The following is a 19981-nucleotide window of genomic DNA, read 5'->3' on the forward strand; positions in this document are numbered from 1 at the left end:
CATCACCCCACCACCCCACAGGGCAGCAAGACGACGACGAGGCACACAAAAATGTGCATATTTAGCGATCCACCCCACAAAAGAGGCAGACCAACTGGCATTGACCTAAGCACGCTGTTGAGTTCTCAAACTTCCACCACACACCTCGGTTTTAGCCTTTCGGCCTCCCCTCGGGGCGCTCTATCTAAGTTACGCTTCCCGGCCCTGCCTGTCAAATCGGGGCTTTCACCCCGTCCGACGCGCTCCGATCCCGAGAGATCCATGAGCCGTTCCGCTGGCCCCGCAGTCTCCCGCAGGCCCGAGGAAGTACTCTAGCGCGTCCCCTCGCCCATGCCAAATCGCCGCCTTGCCCCATGCCAGCTGCCCGCGTGGGAGCCAGTGTCGGCCCCCGCGTCCAAGCCGACACCCTGGGGCGCCGACCAACGCCCTGCTCTGACCCCGAACCACGTCTTTCCTCGCCCACCTCTCTGCCCGCCCGTGGCGATGCTCTCGTCCCCGCACCGCCTCGCTCCCCGCACGTGGCGTCGCCCTTGTGCACGACGAGCCCCGCCACGTCAGAGGAGGGAAGCAAAGTCCGCGGGCTCCGGCAGACGGGGGTAGCGGGTTCCCTCGGTTCGTGTCCCGGCAGAGGTCGCTGCCAGATGCACGCGGTCCCGACCGCGGACACACACGACTCGACGACGGCTTCCCAGCCAACACCCTGTTGCCGGTCATCACGCTTGGGCCAAGGATCGGCCGCGGCGCTCTCGCTGCAGAAGGAGCGCCGCGGAGCGCGGGGAGCGGAGTCGCCGGGGTCGGGGGGCACCACTCCATGGCGGGGAGCACGGCGATCCCCGGGGAGCACCGTCCACCCCGGGGGACATCATCAACCCCGGGGAGCGGCACCATCCAGGGACGGAAGTCCTTGGGCCGCCCGGACAGCACAGCGCCCCCACCCGCGAAGGGTGGGGGCGCTGCACGTCGGACGCCGCGCGCGGCTCCGGTGGCTCGACCGCCGGGACTACCCGGGGCTGGCGTCCGTCTCAGAAGGCGTCGGCAGGCTTCAGCCGGGCGGGGTCGACGGCGACGCCGGGCCCCATGGTGGAGGAGATCGTCACCTTGCGCAGGTAACGGCCCTTCGCCGCGGACGGCTTGAGCCGCTGGATCTCGTCCATCGCCGCGAAGTAGTTCTCCTTGAGCTGCTCCGGCGAGAACGACGCCTTGCCCACGATGAAGTGGAGGTTGGCGTGCCGGTCGACACGGAACTCGATCTTGCCGCCCTTGATGTCGGTGACGGCCTTGGCGACATCCATGGTCACCGTGCCCGTCTTCGGGTTCGGCATGAGGCCGCGCGGGCCGAGGACGCGGCCGAGGCGTCCGACCTTGCCCATCATGTCCGGGGTGGCCACGACGGCGTCGAAGTCGAGGTAACCGCCGGCCACCTTCTCGACGAGTTCATCCGCGCCGACCTCGTCGGCGCCGGCGGACTCGGCGGCGGCCGCCCGATCACCCGTGGCGAAGACGAGGACCCGTGCCGTCTTGCCCGTTCCGTTGGGGAGATTGACCGTGCCGCGGACCATCTGGTCGGCCTTGCGGGGATCGACGCCGAGGCGCATGGCGACCTCGATGGTCTCGTCGAACTTGGCGGACGCACCCTCCTTCGCGAGGGAGAGCGCCTCCTCCGGGGTGTAGAGCTGCGCCTCGTCGATCGTGTCGGCGGTGGCGCGGTAGGCCTTGCTGCGCTTCATGGCTGGTTCCTTTCCTTCAAACCAGATGTGGTGCGGGCCGCGCTGGCCCTGCCACGTGGGTGGGTCGCACGACGCGAGGACGCGTCGTCTCGACCCGTGGGTGGGTTCAGCCCTCGACGGTGACGCCCATCGACCGGGCGGTGCCCTCGACGACCTTCATGGCCGCGTCGATGTCGTTGGCGTTGAGGTCGGGGAGCTTGGTGCTGGCAATCTCGCGCACCTGGTCGCGCGTGAGCTTGCCCACCTTTTCGGTGTTCGGACGACCGGAGCCGCCCTTCAGGCCGGCGGCCTTCTTGATGAGCTCGGCTGCGGGCGGCGTCTTCGTGATGAAGGTGAACGTCCGGTCCTCGTAGATGGTGATCTCGACGGGGACGACCGTGCCGCGCATGGCTTCGGTGGCAGCGTTGTACTGCTTGCAGAAGTCCATGATGTTGACGCCGTGCGGGCCGAGAGCGGTACCGACCGGCGGCGCCGGAGTGGCTGCGCCCGCGTTCAAGGCGACCTTGACGAGAGCTGCCACCTTCTTCTTGGGAGGCATGTTGGGTCCTTGCTGGGTTCACGGCACGGCCGGGACGCCGTACCTGGTGTGGGTGGCCCGCCCCGGAGGGGACGAGCCGTGCGAACAGATGCGTTCGGCCCGGGCGTCAGCCCTTCTGGACCTGCGCGAAGGTGAGGTCCACAGGGGTCTCCCGCCCCAGGATCTCGACCAGCGCCTTGAGGCGCTGGTTGTTCGCATTGATCTCGGTGATGGTGGCGTGCACCCCGGAGAACGGGCCCTGCACGACCATGACGGAGTCACCGACGTTGAAGTCGGCGACCTCGACCTTGCGCTTCTTCGGCGCGGCCTGGCCGGCGGCGGCCGCCGCGGCCTTGGCGAGAACGGACGGCGCGAGCATACGCTCGACCTCGTCCAGCGTCAGCGGAACGGGGTTGACGCCCTGGCCGACGAAGCCGGTGACCGACGGCGTCTGCCGCACGGCCGACCACGACTCGTTGGTCAGGTCCATGCGCACCAGCACGTAGCCGGGGTGGGACGTCCGGGTGACGTTCTTGCGCTGGCCGTTGCGGGTCTCGACCACGTCCTCGGTCGGCACCACGGACTCGAAGATGAAGTCCTCCATGCCGAGCGTGGTGATGCGCGCATCGAGGTTCTGCTTCACCCGGTTCTCCATGCCGGAGTAGGTGTGGATGACGTACCAGTCCCCCGCCTGGGTGCGCAGCGTGCTGCGCAACTCCTCCAGCGCGGCCTCGTCGTCCACCCCGTCGTTCTCATCGGCCTCGGAGTCGGCCTCGGGCTCGTCCTCACCCAGGTTGAGAGCCAGGTCGTCCTCCGGCTCGGCGGTGTCCCCGCCGAAGTCGAGGTCCAGATCCAGCTCGAGGTCGGCCTCCGGGGTCTCGGCGTCGTCGAGGGCGCCGAGATCGATCTCGACGTCCTCGTACGCGTCCGAGGACTGCGACTCTGTCATGTGTTCCATCACCTTCCGTCGTATCAGCCGAACAGCCTGAGCAGGAGCCAGCCGAACGCGAAGTCCAGCAGCCCCACGAAGGCGATCACGAACAGCACCAGCACGAGCACCGCCCAGAAGAGGTCCTGCACCTGGCGCCACGTGGGCCAGACCACCTTGCGCAGCTCGTCCGCGGACTCGGCGACGAAGCGCGCCGGAGTGGTGCGCTGCGTCGAGACGGCGGTGCCCGTGGCCGCGGCGCGACGGCCGCGCGGGGCATCCGCCACCGGCTCGACCTCCGCACCACGCCGCTTCGGACGCGAACTGCGCGCCCGGGCCGCCGCGCTCTCGGCTGCGCTCAGTTGGGCGGCGTCCACCGGCTCATACGCCGTGGCACCGCTCCCCCGCTCGTCATCGGTGAGCTCCTCGGCCTCGGCCTCGTCAGGAGCAACCTCATAGGCCCCCGGATCGCCCAGGTCCTCCGCCAGCATCTCGCCGGGCAGGTTCGGCTCCTCAGGGTACGACGAGGACTCCTGGGAAGCATCACTCCTCGGTGTCACTGACCGCGTCCTCACCTGTTCGGTACGTAAAGCAACGGGCCGCACCAGGCGACCCGAGCAGGGCAAGAGGGACTTGAACCCCCAACCTGCGGTTTTGGAGACCGCTGCTCTGCCAATTGAGCTATTGCCCTTCGATGACGCCCCCGCCCGAGCCGCCCTTCGGGCAAGCTCGTGCTGGCGGGGAAACCACCAAGACCTTGAGTGTACGTGACTTGGGTGGCGGAGTCGAACCGGCCCGGTCAGTCGAGCCCGACCCCCACGAACACCGGTTCGGGCACGAGGGTGACCCCGAAGCGGGCCCGGACGCCGTCGCGCACCTCCCGTGCCAACGCCACCACATCGGCCGCTGTCGCCCCCCCGCGGTTGGTCAGGGCGAGGGTGTGCTTGGTGGACAGGGTGACCGGCGGCGTCCCATACCCCTTGCCGAAACCGGCGCGGTCGATCAGCCAGGCGGCTGAGGTCTTCACCATGCCGTCGGCACGGGGGAAGCGCGGCGCCTCGGGCGGCAGCAGGGCCGCGGCGTCGGCGTCCACGACGGGGTTCGTGAAGAACGAACCGGCGCTCCAGGTGTCGGGGTCGGTCGGGTCGAGCACCATGCCCTTGCCGCGCCGCAGGGCGAGCACGGCCTCGCGCACGGCGGTGAGGGGGGCACGGTGCCCGAGATCCACACCGAGGGTGCGGGCCAGCTCGGCGTACCCGATCTTGGCGCCCAGGTGGCCCTGCAGGAACTGGAAGGTCACCGACAACACGACGTAGCGCCCCGGCTCGGCCTTGAAGCGGCTGTGGCGGTAGTCGAAGCGGCAGTCGGCGTTCGCGAAGCTGCGGTGCGTGCGGTCCACGCGATCCCACGTGTGGACGCGCCAGATCGTCTGGCTGACCTCCTGGCCGTAGGCCCCCACGTTCTGGATGGGCGTCGAACCCACCGCCCCGGGGATGCCCGACAGCGCCTCGATGCCGACGAACTCCTGCGCCACGGTCCACGCGACGAAGGCGTCCCAGCCCTCGCCCGCGTTCACCTCCACCAGGACGCCGCCGCACGCTGCGGCCGCCCCACCGCCGGGTGTCGTCTCGTCGAACGCGCAGAAACTGCCCCCGTCGATCCGGACGCCGCGGGTCGCGACGTGGACGACGGTGCCGTCGAAACCGGCGTCGCCCACCACGACGTTCGAGCCTCCGGAGAGCACCAGCACCGGCTCACCGGCGGCGTCCGCCTCGCTGACGGCGGCCACGAGCGCCTCGGTGGTGGTGGCCTCGACCCAGCGCCGGGCCGGCCCGCCGACCCGCAGCGTGGTGTGGTCGGCCAGCAGCTCAGGCAACGGACACCTCGGCCTTGGCCGCCCCCAGCACCTTCGTCTCGCCGCACACGGCCTCGATCGCGACGGTGGCGACGCCGTCGTCCACCGCCGTGACGGTGCCGGTGACGCGGACGACGACGCCCTCGTCGGTGTCGGGGACGGCGACCGGCTTGGTGAAGCGCACGAAGTAGGACCGGACGCGGGCCGGGTCACCCACCCAGTCGGTGACGACGCGCAGCGCGCGCCCCATGGTGAGCAGACCGTGCGCGATGACCGAGTCGAGCCCCAGCTCGGCGGCTGCGCGGTCGGACCAGTGGATCGGGTTGAAATCGCCCGAAGCCCCGGCGTAGCGCACCAGGTCGGCGCGGGTGAAGGTCAGCTCGAGCGGGGGCAGCTCGGTGCCCACCGTGCAGTCGGTGAAGTCGCTCATGCGGACGCCTCCTCGGGCCAGGTCTGGAACAGGGTGGAGGTCGAGGTGCACACGACCTCACCGTCAACCGCCAGCTCGACGCCGACGCCGATGATCGCGGAGCGGCCACGCATCCGGACGCTCTGGATGCCCAGGGTGGCGACGACCTCGTCGCCGGCCCGCAGCGGGCGCATCCAGGTGAAGCGCTGGTCGCCGTGGATCGTGCGGTGCAGGGCGACGTCCAGTTCGGGATCGGCGAACATCGACTGCCAGGCGCGGGCGGCCAGCACGGCCGCGAACGTGGGCGGGGCGACGGCGTCCGGGCCGGTGTAGGGCGCGTCGTCGCCGCCGATCGCGGCGGCGAACTCGGCGATCTTCTCCCGGCTGACGAGGTAGGGCTCGCTCGGGGGGTACGTCCGCCCCACGTGGGCTTCGGAGATCCGCATGGATGCAGGGTAGCCAACCTGCCCGGCGCCCGCCGTGGAGCTCACCCAACCTGGGGCGTCGCGGCCCTGCCGTCCCTCCGGGGGCTGTGCCGGCACTGGGTGGGTCCGGCCCGGGACCCTGCTGCGGGTGTCGCATCCCTGCCGTTGGTGTCGCCTCCCTGCCGTTGGTGTCGCCTCCCTGCCGTTCGCGCCGCGCCCCTGTCGGGGTCCAACCCCCCCTGCTGTTGCAACGGCAGGGGGGTTGCATCCCAGCAGGGCGGCGGCGCCCAGGACAGGGTGGCGACGCGAACGGCAGGGAGGCGACACTGCGAGGGACGCCAACCGGTGCACCACGTGGCCTCCTCGTCACGCGCGGGGCGATCCCCGTCGGCACCCCATGCACAAGCCGGCCTTCTCGTCGCCCACGGGGCGATCCGCGTCGACAACCCATCCACAAGCCCGCCCTGTCGACGCCAGCGGCCCTGAACGCGTCGAGGGCCCGGGTCACGCAGGCTTCTCGACCCGCGGGGAGGCGGTAGGGTCACGGCCGTGGGACTGCGCCTGTTGTTCGTGTCGATGCACACCTCGCCCGCGGACGCCCCCGGCGCCGGTGACGCGGGAGGCATGAACGTCGTCGAGCTCAGCCAGGCCCAGGCGCTCGCCGATCTCGGCCACCACGTCGACCTCGTGACCCGCCGCTCCGCCCCCGGGCAGCCCGATGTCACCGAGCTGGGCGCGGGCGTCCGGCTGTTGCACCTGGACGCCGGCCCGGCCGAGCCGCTGGCCAAGAGCGCCATCGACGCCCACACCGCGGCCTTCAGCGCCGGCCTCGCCACGTTGGAGCCGTACGACCTCGTCCAGTCCCACCACTGGATGAGCGGCGTCGCGGCGTTGCCCGTGGCCGCCGCGTGGGGCGTCCCGCACGTGCAGAGCTTCCACTCTGTGGCCGCGCTGCCGGGCTCCCCGCTGTCGGACGGCGAACCCCCCGAGTCACCGGACCGGGTGGCCGGCGAGGCGCGCTGCGCCCGGGAGTCGGCGGCCATCATCGCCGTGAGCACCGCCGAGGCCCGCACCGTGGTGGAGCGCTGCGGCGCGGATCCCGAGCGCGTCCTCGTGATCCCTCCCGGCGTCGATCTGGACATGTTCCGCCCGTGCGCGACCGGTGAGGAGCACCCCGCCTGCCCCTGGTGCGGTTCCCAGGCCGGCTACATGCTCATGGCCGCCCGGCTGCAGCCGCTCAAGGGCGGCGACCTGGCGATCCGCGCGATGGCGGAGATCCCCGCCGCGGCCCGGCCCGACCTGATGGTCGCCGGCGACGTGTCGGCCGACTTCGCCGACTACCGGGCCGAGGTCGAGACGCTGATCGACGCGCTCGGCATGCGCAACCACGTCCACTTCGTCGGCGCGCAGTCCCGGCCACGGCTCGCCGCGCTGATGCGCCACGCCCAGGCCCTCCTGGTGCCCTCCCACTCCGAGACGTTCGGGCTGGTCGCCCTTGAGGGGGCCGCGAGCGGGGTGCCGGTGCTGGCGTCCTCGACCGGTGGGCTGCGCGAGGTTGTCGTCCACGAGGAGACCGGCTACCTCATGCACGACCGCGACCCCGTCGCCTGGGGCGCGGCCCTCAACCGCCTGTTGGCCCACGACCGGCTCCGGCAGCGGATGGGCGTCATCGCCCGCGTCCACGCCCGGCGGTTCGCCTGGAGCGACATCGGCAGGCGGCTCGAGGCGGCCTACCTCGCGCTCGCGCGCGGCTGATCCCGCGACACGGGACTGGGCGCGCGCCGGGACGCCGCCGAAACGCCACACGGGCCGCCCTCCGGTGGGAGGACGGCCCGTGTGGTGCTCGTGTGGCTCAGCGGGTCTCGCGGTGCGCCGTGTGCGTCTTGCACTTGGGGCAGAACTTCTTCAGCTCCAGGCGATCCGGGTCGTTGCGCCGGTTCTTCTTGGTGATGTAGTTGCGCTCCTTGCACTCGGTGCAGGCCAGCGTGATCTTGGGCCGGACGTCGCCAGACTTCTTGGCCATCTCAACCCCTCGCTTTCTCGTGGTCGTGGGTGTCGCTCGGTTTCGTAGCGGGAACGGGACTTGAACCCGTGACACAGCGATTATGAGCCGCTTGCTCTACCGTCTGAGCTATCCCGCCCCCGCCCGCCGGGTCTCCCCGACGGACGTGGCCCGCCGGGTCTCCCCGGCGGACACAGAGCCCCCATGCGGAATCGAACCGCAGACCTTCTCCTTACCATGGAGACGCTCTGCCGACTGAGCTATAGGGGCCAGACAGCGACGAACAACCTACCAGCTGCAGCGGCGCGGGCCCAAATCGGGGGCACCTCACCCCAGGGCGCGGAACCCGAGCCGCTGGTAGATGCGGAACGCAGCCATCGCCTCGACCGGCTCGACGTTCAACCCGACGCTCACGTGCCCGGCCTCCCACAGGGCGGACGCCGCGGCGGCCAGCAACCCCTCCCCGATGCCGCGCCGACGGTGATCGGGGTGGACGAACAGCTCGATGACGAAGGGGCCTTCGGGGGCATCCCACGGCGGGTCGAGAACGGTCTGGATGCAGCCGACCACCTCGCCGGCGGACAGCGCCACCAGGGTGGCGGCCGCGATCGGCGCCCCGAAGTCACCGGCGAACACCGCCTCCATCTCGGCGCCGGCCTCGGCCAGCGACGCGACGGCGACGCCAGCGGGATAGGAGGCGAGGTAGAGCCGGGCGACGGCGTCCAGATCGGCGGGTTCGAGGGGCCGGACGCCCACGCCGGCGGGCAGCGCGGCGGCGTCCATCGGCAGCGGCCGGACCAGGTGCATGCGCGACCCCCTCGAGACGTGGAACACGGCCCCGGAGCAACTCCGGGGCCGTGCGGGTGGCAGGTGTAGGGTTCGAACCTACGTAGGCTGTGCCGACGGTTTTACAGACCGCTCCCTTTGGCCACTCGGGCAACCTGCCGTGCTGATCGCTCAGCGGGGCCCAACCTTAGCAACTGTCCCCGTCCCCCGCCCAATCGAAGGAGAACCCATGGCATCCGACAGCTCGTTCGACGTCGTCAGCAAGTACGACCGTCAGGAGGTCGACAACGCGCTCAACATGGCCGCGAAGGAGGTCGGTCAACGCTTCGACTTCAAGGGCACGGACGCGTCGATCCGCTGGTCGGGCGACCTCATCGAACTGGAGGCGTCCGGGGAGGAGCGGGTGAAGGCCGTCCTCGACGTGTTCCAGAGCAAGCTGATCAAGCGCAGCATCAGCCTCAAGGCCCTCGACGCCGGCGAGCCCCGCCTGTCGGGCAAGGTGTGGAAGATCACGGCGTCCATGCAGGAGGGCATCAGCACCGAGAACGCGAAGAAGATCGCGAAGCTCGTGCGCGACGAGGGCCCCAAGGGCGTCAAGACCCAGGTGCAGGGCGACGAGCTCCGCGTGAGCAGCAAGAAGCGCGACGACCTGCAGGCCGTCCAGAAGCTGATCCGCGACCAGGACTACGACTTCGCCGTCCAGTTCACCAACTACCGCTGAGCGGGGTGGACGCCGCCCCCCTCCGCGTCGCCTCGTTCAACGTCAACGGCATCCGGGCCGCGCAGCGCCGAGGTTTCGAGGCGTGGCTGGCCCAGCGCCGCCCGGACGTCGTCGGCCTGCAGGAGATGCGCTGCACGCCCGAGCAGGTGCCGGCCGGGGTGTTCGACGGCTACCACGTCGCGTTCCACCCCGGTGGGCTGGCCGGGCGCAACGGGGTGGCGTTGCTCACGACCGTGGCGCCCTCGGCGATCCGCATGGGGTTCGGCCACCGCAGCGACCCCGAGGGCCGCTACGTCGAGGCCGACCTCGACCTGCCCGGGTTGGCTCTGCGGGTCGGCTCGGTCTACGTGCCCAAGGGGGCGACGTGGGCGGGGCCGGACGCCGACCCGGCCAAGTACCGGCGCAAGGCGTCGTTCCTCGCGTCGTTGGGGGCGCACCTGCGGCGCTCCCGGCTGGAGGCGGCGGCGTCCGGGCGCGAGTTCCTGGTGATGGGTGACTTCAACATTGCGCCCACGCGGGCCGATCTGCGGAACTGGCGCTCCAATCAGCGCTCGGAGGGGTTCCTGCCGCAGGAGCGGGAGTGGTTCGCCAGCATCCTCGGGCCGCGGACGCTGCACGACGTGGTGCGGCGCCTGCACCCCGACGCCGAGGGCCCCTACTCGTGGTGGAGCTGGCTCGGCCAGTCGTTCGCGCGGGATGTCGGGTGGCGCATCGACCACCAACTCGCGACCCCGGGCCTGGCCCGCCGGGCCCTCGCCGCGGGGGTTGACCGGGCGTCCAGCCCGGAGGCCCGGATGAGCGACCACGCGCCCGTGGTGGTCGACTACGCCGTGCCCTCGTCGGGCTGAGCACTCCGCGTGCGGCGTCAGGCCTCGAAGCAGGCCAGCACCTCGGCGCGGCCGACGTCCTCGATGCGGGCGTGCTGCCAGCGCGGCGTCCTGTCCTTGTCCACGAGCTGGGCGCGGACGCCCTCGGCGAAGTCGGGGCGACCGAGCAGGTGGCGGCCGAGGACGAGATCCTGGGCGAGCACCCGTTCGACCGAGCCCATCGACCGGACGCGGCGCAGCGCTTCCAGCGCCACGCACACCGCCAGGGGGCAACGCTGCCGCAGGTCGGCGGCCGCGGCCCGCGCGCGGGGGTGCTCGTGCGCCTCGAGGCGGGCCACGATCGCGGCGGCATCATCGCCGGCGTAACAGGCGTCGATCCAGGCGCGGTCGCCCTCCAACTCGGACGCCGGCGCCTCACCCGCCACCTCGTCGGCCAGCCCCACGAGCACCGCGTCGGTGCCGTTGATGCTCGCGCCGGTGAGGGCGAGGTGCGTGCCGAGCTGGCCCGGGGCGTGGGCGAGGTACCACATCACCCCCACGTCGGGGATGAAGCCGATGATGGTCTCGGGCATCGCGAACACCGAGTCGGGGTAGGCGATCCGGCGGGTGCCGTGCGCGGAGACCCCGAGCCCCCCGCCCATCGTGAACCCGCGCTGGTGGGCCACATACGGCTTCCCGAAGCTCACGATGGCCGCGTTCATCGCGTATTCGTCGGCCAGGAAGCCCAGCCACGGCTCCTCGGCGAGCACGGCGTCGCGCAGCGCGCGCACGTCGGCACCCGCGCACAGCCCGCGCTCCCCCGCGCCGGTGAGCTCGACCCGCTCGACGGCCGGGTCGTCGCGCCAGGCGTCCAGCGCGGCGTGGATGCCGGCAATCATGGCGGCCGTGAGCGCGTTCAGGGCCCGGGGCCGGTTGAGGGTGAGGCGTCCGACGCCGTCCGCGACCTCGACGAGCAGTTCGTCGGTCATGTTCTTCTCCTGTTCTGGTGGCGGACGGTGAGCCAGAGTCCGGCGGCGGCCACCGCCGCGAGGGCGAGCGCGACAGCATCGTTGCGCCACGCGAGGTTGGCCGCGCCGTAGACCAGGACGATGGCGGTGACGACCGCCGCCAACCGCCAGAGCCGCCGCGAGGGGCGGGTGAGCGGCAGCAGCACGCCGCCCCACAGCAAGTACCAGGGGTGCATGGCCGGCCCGAAGATGGCGACGGCCAGGTACCCCCAGGCGAGGAACCGGACCGGCTCGGTGCGGGCCCGTGTCACCGCCAGCCACGCCAGGCAGAGGAGCGCCAGCACGGTGCCCACGGCTTGGCTGCCGCCGATGAAGGCCCGGCCGGTCGAGTCGAGGCCGAGGGCGTCCGCCCCCTGCTGCAGCAGCCAGCCCAGCAGCGAGAAGGGGGCGAGCGTGACGATCATGCCGGGGACGCCGGCGGCGTTCATCCAGCCGAAGCCGAGCCCGGTGGCCAGCGAGACGGCCACGAACACGCCGATGACGACGGCGAAGGACGCGATGAGCCGCGGCAGGAAGGCCACCACGTCGCGCCAGTGCCACGACGCCCAGCCCGAGCCGATGATGGCCAGGGGGTAGGCCGCCAGCAGGGCGGGCTGTTTCACCGACATGGCCACGCCGGCGGCCAGCAGCGCGGGCCAGAACCAGCCGCGGTATGCCAGGTGCAGCGCGAGGACGACGAGCCCGACCATGAGGGCGTCGTTGTGGGCGCCACCCACGAAGTCGATGACGAGCAGGGGGTTGATGGTCGCGAACCAGGCGACGTCGCGCGGCGGCACGCCCATCTGGCGGCCGATCCGCGGCAGGTAGTGCACGATCAGGGCGACGCCGACGAGGGCGGGCAGCCGCATCAGCACGGCCGAGTAGTAGGGGTTCAGCCCCGCGAGATCGACGAGCCAGTGGGAGATCTCGAGCGACAGCGGACCGTACGGGGTGGGGGTGAAGCGCCACACCCACGCCACCTGGTCGGCGAACCCGCCGGGCAGGACGGCCGGGGAGGTCTCGTACGGGTTGAGGCCGTTGTGCATCAACCAGCCGTGCGCGGCGTAGCTGTACGCGTCGTGGCTGAAGATGGGCGGCGCGACGAGCAGCGGAAGCGACCACCAGGCCAGCACCGCCCAGTGCTTGACGTCGACGTAGATGGCGGGCCGCAGCCGGAGCCAGGCCACGATCAGGCAGCCGACGGCGACGATGACCAGGGCCGTGCCGAACGCCATCGCCCACCACGTGTCCAGCCCCAGGGCGCGCATCGTGGGCCAGAAGGGACTGGCCTGCGGCAGGTAGGCGGGGGTCAGCGACCCGAGCGCCAGCAAGATCGTGCCGAGCAGCCCGAGCCGCACCGGGGCGAGCCGGATGGCCTCCGTGACGTCCGCCCAGCGGACGCGGGCGGCGTCCGCCACCGAAGACACCAGCCGAGCACGCACGGGGTGAGCCTACTGGCGCGTCACGCCCCTGCCGGTCACGGCAGGCGGGGGCGTGGCAGGTGGGGCGGCGCTCGTCGCCGACACCCGCGGCATGGCAGGCTGGGCGGGTGCGCTACTGGGACTGGTTCGGCGACGGCAGCCTGGCCGTCGGTGTGCTCGGGCTCGCGTGCTGCGTCGTGGAGACCGAGGCGGCCACCGCGGGCCGGGCCGGCCTCGACGCGCCCGGCCCGGACGCGGCGGTGGCCCTCGTGGTCGCGGGCACGGTGACCGACGCCGTCGCGCCGCTGGTCGCCGCGACGGTGGCCGCCCACCCCGGCGCCGCGGTGGTGGCGTTCGGCGCCTGCGCGTCGGCCGGCGGGCCGTACTGGGACTCCCCCGTGGTGACCAAGGGCGTCGACCAGCTCGTGGCCGTGGATCGCTACGTGCCCGGCTGCCCCCCAACCCCGGCGGCTCTCGACGCGGCACTGGTCGAGGTGCACGCGGCCCTGGCCGAGGTGCACGCGGCCTCGGCGGGGGTGGCTCGTGGCTGACGAGATCCGTGCGGTGGCCGCCGCCGACTGGGCGGAGGCCGCCGCGGCCCTGCACGCCGCGGGGATCCGGTGGTTCGACTGGCTCGGCGCGGTGGACGAGATCGGCCGGGAGGATGCGATCCGCATCATGCTGCGCGCCGCACCCGAGCCCGACGCCGACGGCGTCCGCCTCGAGACCCGCGTGCCGCGCAGCGGCGGGACGCTCGCGTCGGTCCGCGCGGTGTGGGCCGGGGCTGCCTGGCACGAGCGCGAGGTGGCGGACTTCTTCGGCGTGGCGTTCGCCGGCGGCGACCCCCGCCCGCTCCTGCTGCGCCCCGGCACCGCGGGCCACCCCCTGCTCCGGGACGCCGTTCTGGCCGCGCGGGCCGTCCGACCCTGGCCGGGCGCGAAGGAGCCGGGCGACGTGGTGGCCGCCGGACGCCGCCGCATGGTTCCCCCCGGCGTGCCCGACCCCGCGATCTGGGGCGAGCGCACCGGCTCCCCGGCCGAGCCCGAGGAGATCGCCGCGTCGGTCGCCGGCGGGCGCGTGCGGGGGCGACGATGACCCACGCCCGCATCCGGCTGGTCACCGACCGGTGCACCTCGTGCATGATCTGCGCGCGGGAGTGCCCCACCTGGTGCATCGGCATCAGCAGCCACACCGAGCCCCTGCCCGACTCCCCGCCCGGCCCGCGGCAGCGGACGCACCACGTCCTCGACAGCTTCACCCTCGACTGGTCGCTGTGCATGTACTGCGGCATCTGCATCGAGGAGTGCCCCTTCGACGCGCTGGAGTGGGACACCGAGGTGCCCAGAGCGACGGCGTCCGCCGCGGCGATGACCGAGGAGCTGACCTGAGCGGGGCCGCCCGCCGGCATCTCCCGGAGCCTGGCCGCACGGTGAGCGTCCGCCCGCATCGTGGGCACCGATTCCGCTCCTTGGGCCGGGCGAGCTACGCTGACGCCGTGTCCGCAGTGAACCGTGCCCGTGGGGCCGTCCCCCTGGTGGGGCGGGCCCATGTGGATTTCCTGCGCGTTCGTTCCTCGCTGTGTCGCGTTTCCTGACGCGCCCGCTCCCCCATCACCACGCCCGGGCCCCAGAATGCCCGTGTGCGCTGACACGTGGGCCGGGGCCCCTGACCAGAGGAAACCATGCCCCACGACACCGCCCTCCCGGGCGCGCAGGTGCGCCCGCCCCGCGAGGGACGCAGCAACGGCCAGTGGCTCGTTGACGGCCCCGCACCGCTGAACCCGAACGAGGAGTTCAAGGCCGCCGACAACCCGCTCAACGTGCGCGCGCGCATCGAGTCCACCTACGCCCGCGAGGGCTTCGCGTCGATCCCGAACGAGGACCTGCACGGCCGGTTCCGCTGGTGGGGCCTGTACACGCAGCGCAAGCAGGGCATCGACGGCGGCCGCACCGGCACGCTGGGCCCCGACGAGCTCTCCGATGAGTTCTTCATGCTCCGGGTCCGGCTCGACGGCGGGCAGCTGAACCTCGAGCAGCTCCGCACCATCGCTGGAATATCGACGGAGTTCGGCCGCAACACCGCCGACATCTCCGACCGCCAGAACATCCAGCTCCACTGGATCGCCATCGAGGACGTCCCGGAGATCTGGCGCCGCCTCGAGGCGGTCGGCCTGCAGACCACCGAGGCCTGCGGCGACACCCCCCGCGTGATCCTCGGCTCGCCGGTGGCGGGCGTGGCGGCCGACGAGATCATCGACCCGACGCCGGTCATCCGCGAGATCGTCGACACCTACATCGGCGATCCCGAGCTGTCGAACCTGCCGCGCAAGTTCAAGACGGCGGTGACGGGCCACCCGAGCCTCGACGTGGTGCACGAGATCAACGACATCTCGCTGGTGGGCGTGGTGCACCCCGAGCTCGGCCCCGGCTACGACCTGTGGGTCGGGGGCGGGCTGTCCACCGCGCCGCGGCTGGCCGAGCGCCTCGGCGTGTTCGTCACCGCCGAGCAGGCGCCCGAGGTGTGGCACGGCGTCGTCAGGATCTTCCGCGACTACGGCTACCGCCGCCTGCGCAACAAGGCGCGCCTGAAGTTCCTGCTCGCGGAGTGGGGGCCCGTGAAGTTCCGCCAGGTGCTGCAGGACGAGTACCTCGGCTACGTCCTCCCCGAGGGCCCGGCCGCGGTCGCCACCGGCGGAGCGGCCGATCACGTCGGCGTCCACACCCAGAAGGACGGCAACCACTACGTCGGCTTCGCCCCGACCGTCGGGCGCATGTCGGGCACGGCGCTGACCGAGTTGGCGGACGCCGTGGCCGCCGCGGGCTCCGACCGCGTTCGGCTGACCCCGCACCAGAAGGTACTCGTGCTCGACGTGCCGCCGGACCGCGTCCGCGCGCTGTGTGACCGCGTGGAGACGATCGGGCTCACGGCGACGCCCGGGGCGTTCCGCCGCAACACGATGGCGTGCACCGGCATCGAGTTCTGCAAGCTCGCGTTCGTCGACGCCAAGGACACGGCGACGGCCGCGATCGAGACCCTCGACCGGAACCTCGGCGAGCTGGACCTGGCCGTGCCGATCACGCTCAACGTGAACGGCTGCCCGAACAGCTGCGCCCGCATCCAGACCGCCGACATCGGGCTGAAGGGCCAGATCGCCAAGAGTGCCGACGGCGGCGACGAGTTCGCCTTCCAGGTGCACCTGGGCGGCGGGCTGGCGTCCGTGGACCGCGACGACGCCGGTCTGGGCCGCACCCTGCGCGGCCTCAAGGTGACCGCGGAGGAGATGCCCACCTACGTGGAGCGCGTGGTGCGCCGCTTCGCCTCCGAATCCGACGACGGCGAGTCCTTCGCCCACTGGGTGCACCGCGCCGACGAGGAGGCCCTGCGATGACCGCCGTGATCGCCCCCGCCCCCCACGGCCCCGGACGCGTCCGCTCGGCCGCCGAGCTGGAGGCCCTGGCCCGCGAGGCGTCCGAGCGCTTCGCCGACGCCACGGCCGACGAGGTGCTGGCCTGGGCCGCGGAAACCTTCGGCCGCAACCTGGCCGTCGCCTGCTCCATGGCCGGCGACACCGTGGTGCCCCACCTGGTGAGCCGGCACGCGCCCGGCGTCGACGTGCTGTTCCTGCAGACCGGCTACCACTTCGCCGAGACGATCGGCACCCGGGACGCCGTGGCCGACGGCCTCGACGTTAACTTGGTCGACGTCATGCCGGCCATCACCGTGCCCGAGCAGGACGCCGAGTTCGGCGCCCGGCTCTACGAGCGGGACGCGACGCGCTGCTGCGCGATCCGCAAGGTGGAGCCCATCAACCGCGAGCTCGCGAGCTACGAGGCGTGGGTCACCGGCCTGCGCCGCGAGGATTCCCCCCTGCGCGCCGACACCCCGCTCGTGGAGTGGGACGACGCGCACCAGATGGTGAAGCTCAACCCCATCGCCGCCTGGACGTTCGACGAACTGCTCGACTACGCCGGACGCCACCAGGTGCCGGTCAACCTCCTGCTCACCGACGGCTACCCCTCGATCGGCTGCGAGCCGTGCACGCGCCCCGTCGCCCCCGGCGAGGATCCCCGCGCCGGCCGCTGGGCCGGCCTGGCGAAGACCGAGTGCGGCCTGCACGTCACCGACACCCACCCGGAGGAAGCATGACGACCCGCACCCTCTCCCACCTCCGCGAGCTGGAGTCCGAGGCCATCCACATCATCCGCGAGGCGGTCAGCGAGCTGGAGCGCCCCGTGCTGCTGTTCAGCGGCGGCAAGGACTCCGTGGTGATGCTGCACCTGGCGGTCAAGGCGTTCTGGCCCGCGCCGGTCCCGTTCCCGGTGATGCACGTCGACACCGGGCACAACTTCGGCGAGGTCATCGCGTACCGCGACGCCACAGTGGAGCGCCTGGGCCTGCGGCTGGTCGTCGCGTCGGTGCAGGACTACATCGACGACGGCCGCCTGCTCGAGCGCGCCGACGGCACCCGCAACCCGCTGCAGACCCAACCCCTGCTGGACGCCATCGCCGAGCACCGCTTCGACGTCGTGTTCGGCGGCGGCCGGCGCGACGAGGAGAAGGCGCGCGCCAAGGAGCGCGTCGTCAGCCTGCGCGACGAGTTCGGCCAGTGGGATCCGCGCAACCAGCGCCCCGAGCTGTGGGCGCTCTACAACCCGCGCCACCGCCCGGGCGAGCACGTGCGGGTGTTCCCGTTGTCGAACTGGACCGAGCTCGACGTGTGGCGCTACATCGAGGCCGAGGACATCGAGCTGCCGAACCTCTACTACGCCCACGACCGCGAGGTGTTCGCCCGCGACGGCATGTGGCTCGCGGTCGGCGACGTCACCGAGCCCCGCGAGGGCGAGACCGTCGAGACCCGCCGCGTCCGCTACCGCACGGTGGGCGACATGAGCTGCACCGGCGCCGTCGAGTCCGACGCCGCCACCATCGCCGACGTGATCGCCGAGGTGGCCGTCACGCGCATAACCGAGCGTGGCGCCACCCGGGCCGACGACCGGCTCACCGAGGCGGCCATGGAGGACCGCAAGAAGGAGGGGTACTTCTGATGACCACGCTCACCAATGACACCACGGTCGCCGCCGGAGCGGCCGAGCAGCCCGCGGCGTCCGGCCTCGCCGGCGCCACCGGGACGCTGCTGCGCCTGGCCACGGCCGGCTCGGTCGACGACGGCAAGTCCACGCTCGTGGGCCGCCTGCTCTACGACAGCAAGGCCGTGCTCGCCGACCAGCTGGACGCCGTGGAGCGGGTCAGCCGGGCCAAGGGGCTGGGCCACGTCGACCTGGCGCTGCTCACCGACGGCCTGCGCGCCGAGCGGGAGCAGGGCATCACGATCGACGTCGCCTACCGCTACTTCGCCACCGGCAACCGCACGTTCATCCTGGCCGACTGCCCCGGCCACGTGCAGTACACCCGCAACACGGTGACCGGCTCGTCGACCGCCGATGTGCTCGTGCTGCTCGTCGACATCCGCAAGGGCGTGCTGGAGCAGACCCGCCGCCACCTGGCCGTGGGCCAGCTGCTGCGCGTGCCCACGATCATCGTGGCGGTCAACAAGATCGACCTGGTCGACTACGACGAGGCGACCTACGAGCGCGTGGCCGCCGAGATCGCCGGCGTGGCCGCCGACCTCGGTGTGCCGAACCTCGTCACGCTGCCGACCTCGGCGCTGGTGGGGGACAACATCGTCGACCGCTCCGAGCGCATGGGGTGGTACGACGGCCCGTCGCTGCTCGAGCTGCTGGAGGCCGCACCCGCGGCGTCCGAGATCACGGAGCTGCCCTTCCGCTTCCCCGTCCAGCTCGCGCTGCGCCCCCAGGACGCCGCGCCGGAGTTCCGCGACTACCGCGGTTATGCGGGGCAGGTGGCCACCGGGGTCGTCGCCGTGGGCGACGAGGTGGTGGTGCTGCCCGCAGGACGCCGGACCCGCGTGTCCGGCATCGACACCCACGACGGCCCGCTGGATGAGGCGTTCGCGCCCCAGTCGGTGACCATCCGGCTGGCCGACGAGATCGACATCACCCGCGGCGATCTCATCGCCGCGGCGGCAGACGCCCCCGAGCCGACCCAGGATCTCGACGGCATGGTGGCGTGGCTGGCCGAACGCGGCCTGCGCGTCGGGCAGAAGGTGCTCGTCAAGCACGGGACGCGCACGGTGCAGGGCATCGTCCGCGACATCCACGGCCGGCTCGACCTGGACACGCTCACGCCGCAGGCCACCGAGACCCTCGAGCTCAACGACATCGGCCGCATCCGGCTGCGGCTCGCCGCTCCGATCGCCGCCGACGACTACACCCGCTCCCGGCGCACCGGTTCGTTCCTGCTGATCGACCCGCAGTCCGGCGGCACGCTCGCCGCGGGCATGGTGCGCGGCGAAACGTCGTTCAGCGACGCGGCAACCATCGAGCCGGACCAGACCCTCACCTGGGTCATCTGATGCGTCAGCTGCTCATCATCGCGCTGGTGGGGTTCGGCGCCCAGCTCGTCGACGGCGCGCTGGGCATGGGGTACGGCGCGACCTCGACCTCGCTGTTGCTGCTCGCCGGGCTGACGCCGGTGATGGCGAGCGCCACCGTCCACATCGCCGAGGTGGGCACGAACATCGCCTCCGGGGTGTCGCACTGGAAGCTCGGCAACGTCGACTGGCAGTTGGTGGCCCGCATGGGCGTGCCGGGCGCGATCGGCGCCGTGCTCGGCGCCACGGTGCTGGCGCAGCTCTCGACGGAGGCCGCGCGCCCGCTCATGGCGATGATCCTCGGCGGCCTGGGCATGTACATCCTGCTGCGCTACGTGTTCCGCCCGCCGCAGGTGGCGCACGCCCGGCGCTCGCCGCACGGCAAGGCCTTCCTCGTGCCGCTCGGCCTGGTCGGCGGCTTCGTGGACGCCACCGGCGGCGGCGGGTGGGGGCCGATCTCGACGACGACGCTGCTGAGCGCCGGCAAGACGTCACCCCGCACGGTGATCGGCTCGGTGAGCACGTCGGAGTTCCTCGTGTCGGCGTCGGCGTCCGTCGCGTTCCTCGTGCACCTCGGGCTGCTGGGCATCGACTGGGGACTGGTGATCGCGCTGCTCATCGGCGGCGTCGTGGCCGCGCCGATCGCCGCGTGGCTGGTGTCGAAGGTGCCCCCGCGCATCATGGGCATCGCCGTCGGCGGGCTCATCATCATGACCAACCTGCGCACCCTGCTGCAGGCGGGCGGCATGACCGGGGACAGCCTGACCGTCGGGTTCTGGGCGTTCCTCGCCGTCTGGATGACGCTCATCGTGGTGATGGCCCTGCGCGAGACCCGCCAGCGCCGCGCCGAGAAGGCAGCCGCCGAGGCGGCCGAGGCCGAGTGGTCGATCTGACCCACCCCCCACTGCCGGGCGCCGCGAGCAGCG

Annotated in this window: 22 protein-coding genes and 4 tRNA genes; 11 read left to right on the forward strand and 15 right to left on the reverse strand. The window is 72.1% G+C overall.

Features of this window, described 5'->3' with window-relative positions:
* Positions 1-1022: 1022 nt before the first annotated feature.
* From rplA to IFY26_RS15390, 8 genes are all read right to left on the reverse strand, one after another.
* Positions 1023-1727, reverse strand: coding sequence for a 50S ribosomal protein L1 (rplA, locus tag IFY26_RS15355; protein ID WP_232549886.1), 705 nt, complete (start codon positions 1725-1727; stop codon positions 1023-1025).
* 106 nt (positions 1728-1833) lie between these two features.
* A complete protein-coding gene (gene rplK, locus IFY26_RS15360; protein WP_232549887.1) occupies positions 1834-2265 on the reverse strand; it encodes a 50S ribosomal protein L11 in 432 nt (143 codons plus the stop codon).
* Between the two features lie 106 nt (positions 2266-2371).
* Positions 2372-3193: a transcription termination/antitermination protein NusG gene (gene nusG, locus IFY26_RS15365; protein ID WP_232549888.1), complete on the reverse strand. Its 822-nt coding sequence runs from the start codon at positions 3191-3193 to the stop codon at positions 2372-2374.
* Between the two features lie 23 nt (positions 3194-3216).
* Positions 3217-3732, reverse strand: coding sequence for a preprotein translocase subunit SecE (secE, locus tag IFY26_RS15370; RefSeq protein ID WP_232549889.1), 516 nt, complete (start codon positions 3730-3732; stop codon positions 3217-3219).
* Positions 3733-3790: 58 nt separating this feature from the next.
* Positions 3791-3863 (reverse strand) — tRNA-Trp (locus IFY26_RS15375).
* Positions 3864-3971: 108 nt separating this feature from the next.
* The gene (locus IFY26_RS15380) at positions 3972-5048 is read right to left on the reverse strand and encodes a UDP-N-acetylmuramate dehydrogenase (protein WP_232549890.1); all 1077 of its coding nucleotides are present in this window, start codon (positions 5046-5048) and stop codon (positions 3972-3974) included.
* Positions 5041-5457, reverse strand: coding sequence for a MaoC/PaaZ C-terminal domain-containing protein (locus tag IFY26_RS15385; RefSeq protein WP_232549891.1), 417 nt, complete (start codon positions 5455-5457; stop codon positions 5041-5043). The genes IFY26_RS15380 and IFY26_RS15385 overlap by 8 nt, the downstream gene beginning before the upstream one ends.
* Positions 5454-5882 carry an FAS1-like dehydratase domain-containing protein gene (locus IFY26_RS15390; protein ID WP_232549892.1) on the reverse strand — a complete coding sequence of 143 codons (429 nt, stop codon included), beginning with the start codon at positions 5880-5882 and terminating at the stop codon, positions 5454-5456. Before IFY26_RS15390 ends, IFY26_RS15385 begins: the two co-directional genes overlap by 4 nt.
* Before the next feature lie 528 nt (positions 5883-6410).
* Between IFY26_RS15390 and IFY26_RS15395 the strand changes: the two genes are divergently transcribed.
* Positions 6411-7616: a glycosyltransferase gene (locus IFY26_RS15395; RefSeq protein ID WP_232549893.1), complete on the forward strand. Its 1206-nt coding sequence runs from the start codon at positions 6411-6413 to the stop codon at positions 7614-7616.
* Between the two features lie 97 nt (positions 7617-7713).
* Here the strand turns inward: IFY26_RS15395 and rpmG are convergent, their stop codons facing one another.
* The 5 genes from rpmG to IFY26_RS15420 all read right to left on the reverse strand — a co-directional run bounded on the left by rpmG (position 7714) and on the right by IFY26_RS15420 (position 8809).
* Positions 7714-7884, reverse strand: coding sequence for a 50S ribosomal protein L33 (gene rpmG, locus IFY26_RS15400; protein WP_232549894.1), 171 nt, complete (start codon positions 7882-7884; stop codon positions 7714-7716).
* Positions 7885-7929: 45 nt separating this feature from the next.
* Positions 7930-8002, reverse strand: a tRNA-Met gene (locus tag IFY26_RS15405).
* A 58-nt stretch (positions 8003-8060) separates the two neighbouring features.
* Positions 8061-8133: transfer RNA gene (locus IFY26_RS15410), tRNA-Thr, on the reverse strand.
* Positions 8134-8190: 57 nt separating this feature from the next.
* Positions 8191-8670: a GNAT family N-acetyltransferase gene (locus IFY26_RS15415; protein WP_232549895.1), complete on the reverse strand. Its 480-nt coding sequence runs from the start codon at positions 8668-8670 to the stop codon at positions 8191-8193.
* A 57-nt stretch (positions 8671-8727) separates the two neighbouring features.
* Positions 8728-8809: transfer RNA gene (locus IFY26_RS15420), tRNA-Tyr, on the reverse strand.
* Between the two features lie 69 nt (positions 8810-8878).
* Here IFY26_RS15420 and IFY26_RS15425 point away from each other — a divergent pair.
* Entirely contained in the window at positions 8879-9370 is a 492-nt protein-coding gene (locus IFY26_RS15425; RefSeq protein ID WP_232549896.1) for a YajQ family cyclic di-GMP-binding protein, read from the forward strand.
* A gap of 5 nt (positions 9371-9375) precedes the next feature.
* Entirely contained in the window at positions 9376-10218 is an 843-nt protein-coding gene (locus IFY26_RS15430; RefSeq protein WP_232549897.1) for an exodeoxyribonuclease III, read from the forward strand.
* A gap of 17 nt (positions 10219-10235) precedes the next feature.
* On the opposite strand, the gene IFY26_RS15435 is transcribed toward IFY26_RS15430, so the two are convergent.
* Both IFY26_RS15435 and mptB read right to left on the reverse strand, forming a co-directional pair.
* Positions 10236-11165 (reverse strand): enoyl-CoA hydratase/isomerase family protein, encoded by a 930-nt coding sequence (locus IFY26_RS15435; RefSeq protein WP_232549898.1) that lies wholly within the window; start codon positions 11163-11165, stop codon positions 10236-10238.
* On the reverse strand, positions 11162-12625 hold the full coding sequence (gene mptB / locus IFY26_RS15440) for a polyprenol phosphomannose-dependent alpha 1,6 mannosyltransferase MptB (protein ID WP_232549899.1): 1464 nt from the start codon (positions 12623-12625) through the stop codon (positions 11162-11164). Before mptB ends, IFY26_RS15435 begins: the two co-directional genes overlap by 4 nt.
* 107 nt (positions 12626-12732) lie before the next feature.
* Between mptB and IFY26_RS15445 the strand changes: the two genes are divergently transcribed.
* The 8 genes from IFY26_RS15445 (at position 12733) to IFY26_RS15480 (ending at position 19948) form a co-directional block, all read left to right on the forward strand.
* The gene (locus IFY26_RS15445; protein ID WP_232549900.1) at positions 12733-13155 is read left to right on the forward strand and encodes an NADH-quinone oxidoreductase subunit B; all 423 of its coding nucleotides are present in this window, start codon (positions 12733-12735) and stop codon (positions 13153-13155) included.
* Entirely contained in the window at positions 13148-13699 is a 552-nt protein-coding gene (locus IFY26_RS15450; RefSeq protein ID WP_232549901.1) for an NADH-quinone oxidoreductase subunit C, read from the forward strand. Before IFY26_RS15445 ends, IFY26_RS15450 begins: the two co-directional genes overlap by 8 nt.
* Positions 13696-13992, forward strand: coding sequence for an NADH-quinone oxidoreductase subunit I (locus IFY26_RS15455; protein WP_232549902.1), 297 nt, complete (start codon positions 13696-13698; stop codon positions 13990-13992). Before IFY26_RS15450 ends, IFY26_RS15455 begins: the two co-directional genes overlap by 4 nt.
* A 293-nt stretch (positions 13993-14285) precedes the next feature.
* Positions 14286-15992, forward strand: a complete 1707-nt coding sequence (locus tag IFY26_RS15460; protein WP_232549903.1) for a nitrite/sulfite reductase — start codon at positions 14286-14288, stop codon at positions 15990-15992.
* Positions 15989-16750 carry a phosphoadenylyl-sulfate reductase gene (locus IFY26_RS15465; RefSeq protein ID WP_232549904.1) on the forward strand — a complete coding sequence of 254 codons (762 nt, stop codon included), beginning with the start codon at positions 15989-15991 and terminating at the stop codon, positions 16748-16750. The genes IFY26_RS15460 and IFY26_RS15465 overlap by 4 nt, the downstream gene beginning before the upstream one ends.
* Positions 16747-17649 (forward strand): sulfate adenylyltransferase subunit CysD, encoded by a 903-nt coding sequence (gene cysD, locus IFY26_RS15470; protein ID WP_232549905.1) that lies wholly within the window; start codon positions 16747-16749, stop codon positions 17647-17649. Before IFY26_RS15465 ends, cysD begins: the two co-directional genes overlap by 4 nt.
* Entirely contained in the window at positions 17649-19037 is a 1389-nt protein-coding gene (locus IFY26_RS15475) for a sulfate adenylyltransferase subunit 1 (protein ID WP_232549906.1), read from the forward strand. The genes cysD and IFY26_RS15475 overlap by 1 nt, the downstream gene beginning before the upstream one ends.
* Entirely contained in the window at positions 19037-19948 is a 912-nt protein-coding gene (locus IFY26_RS15480) for a sulfite exporter TauE/SafE family protein (protein ID WP_232549907.1), read from the forward strand. The genes IFY26_RS15475 and IFY26_RS15480 overlap by 1 nt, the downstream gene beginning before the upstream one ends.
* Positions 19949-19981 lie beyond the last annotated feature (33 nt).

Origin of the sequence: Propioniciclava soli (assembly GCF_014858005.1) — a bacterium.
GTDB classification, from domain to species: domain Bacteria; phylum Actinomycetota; class Actinomycetes; order Propionibacteriales; family Propionibacteriaceae; genus Propioniciclava; species Propioniciclava soli.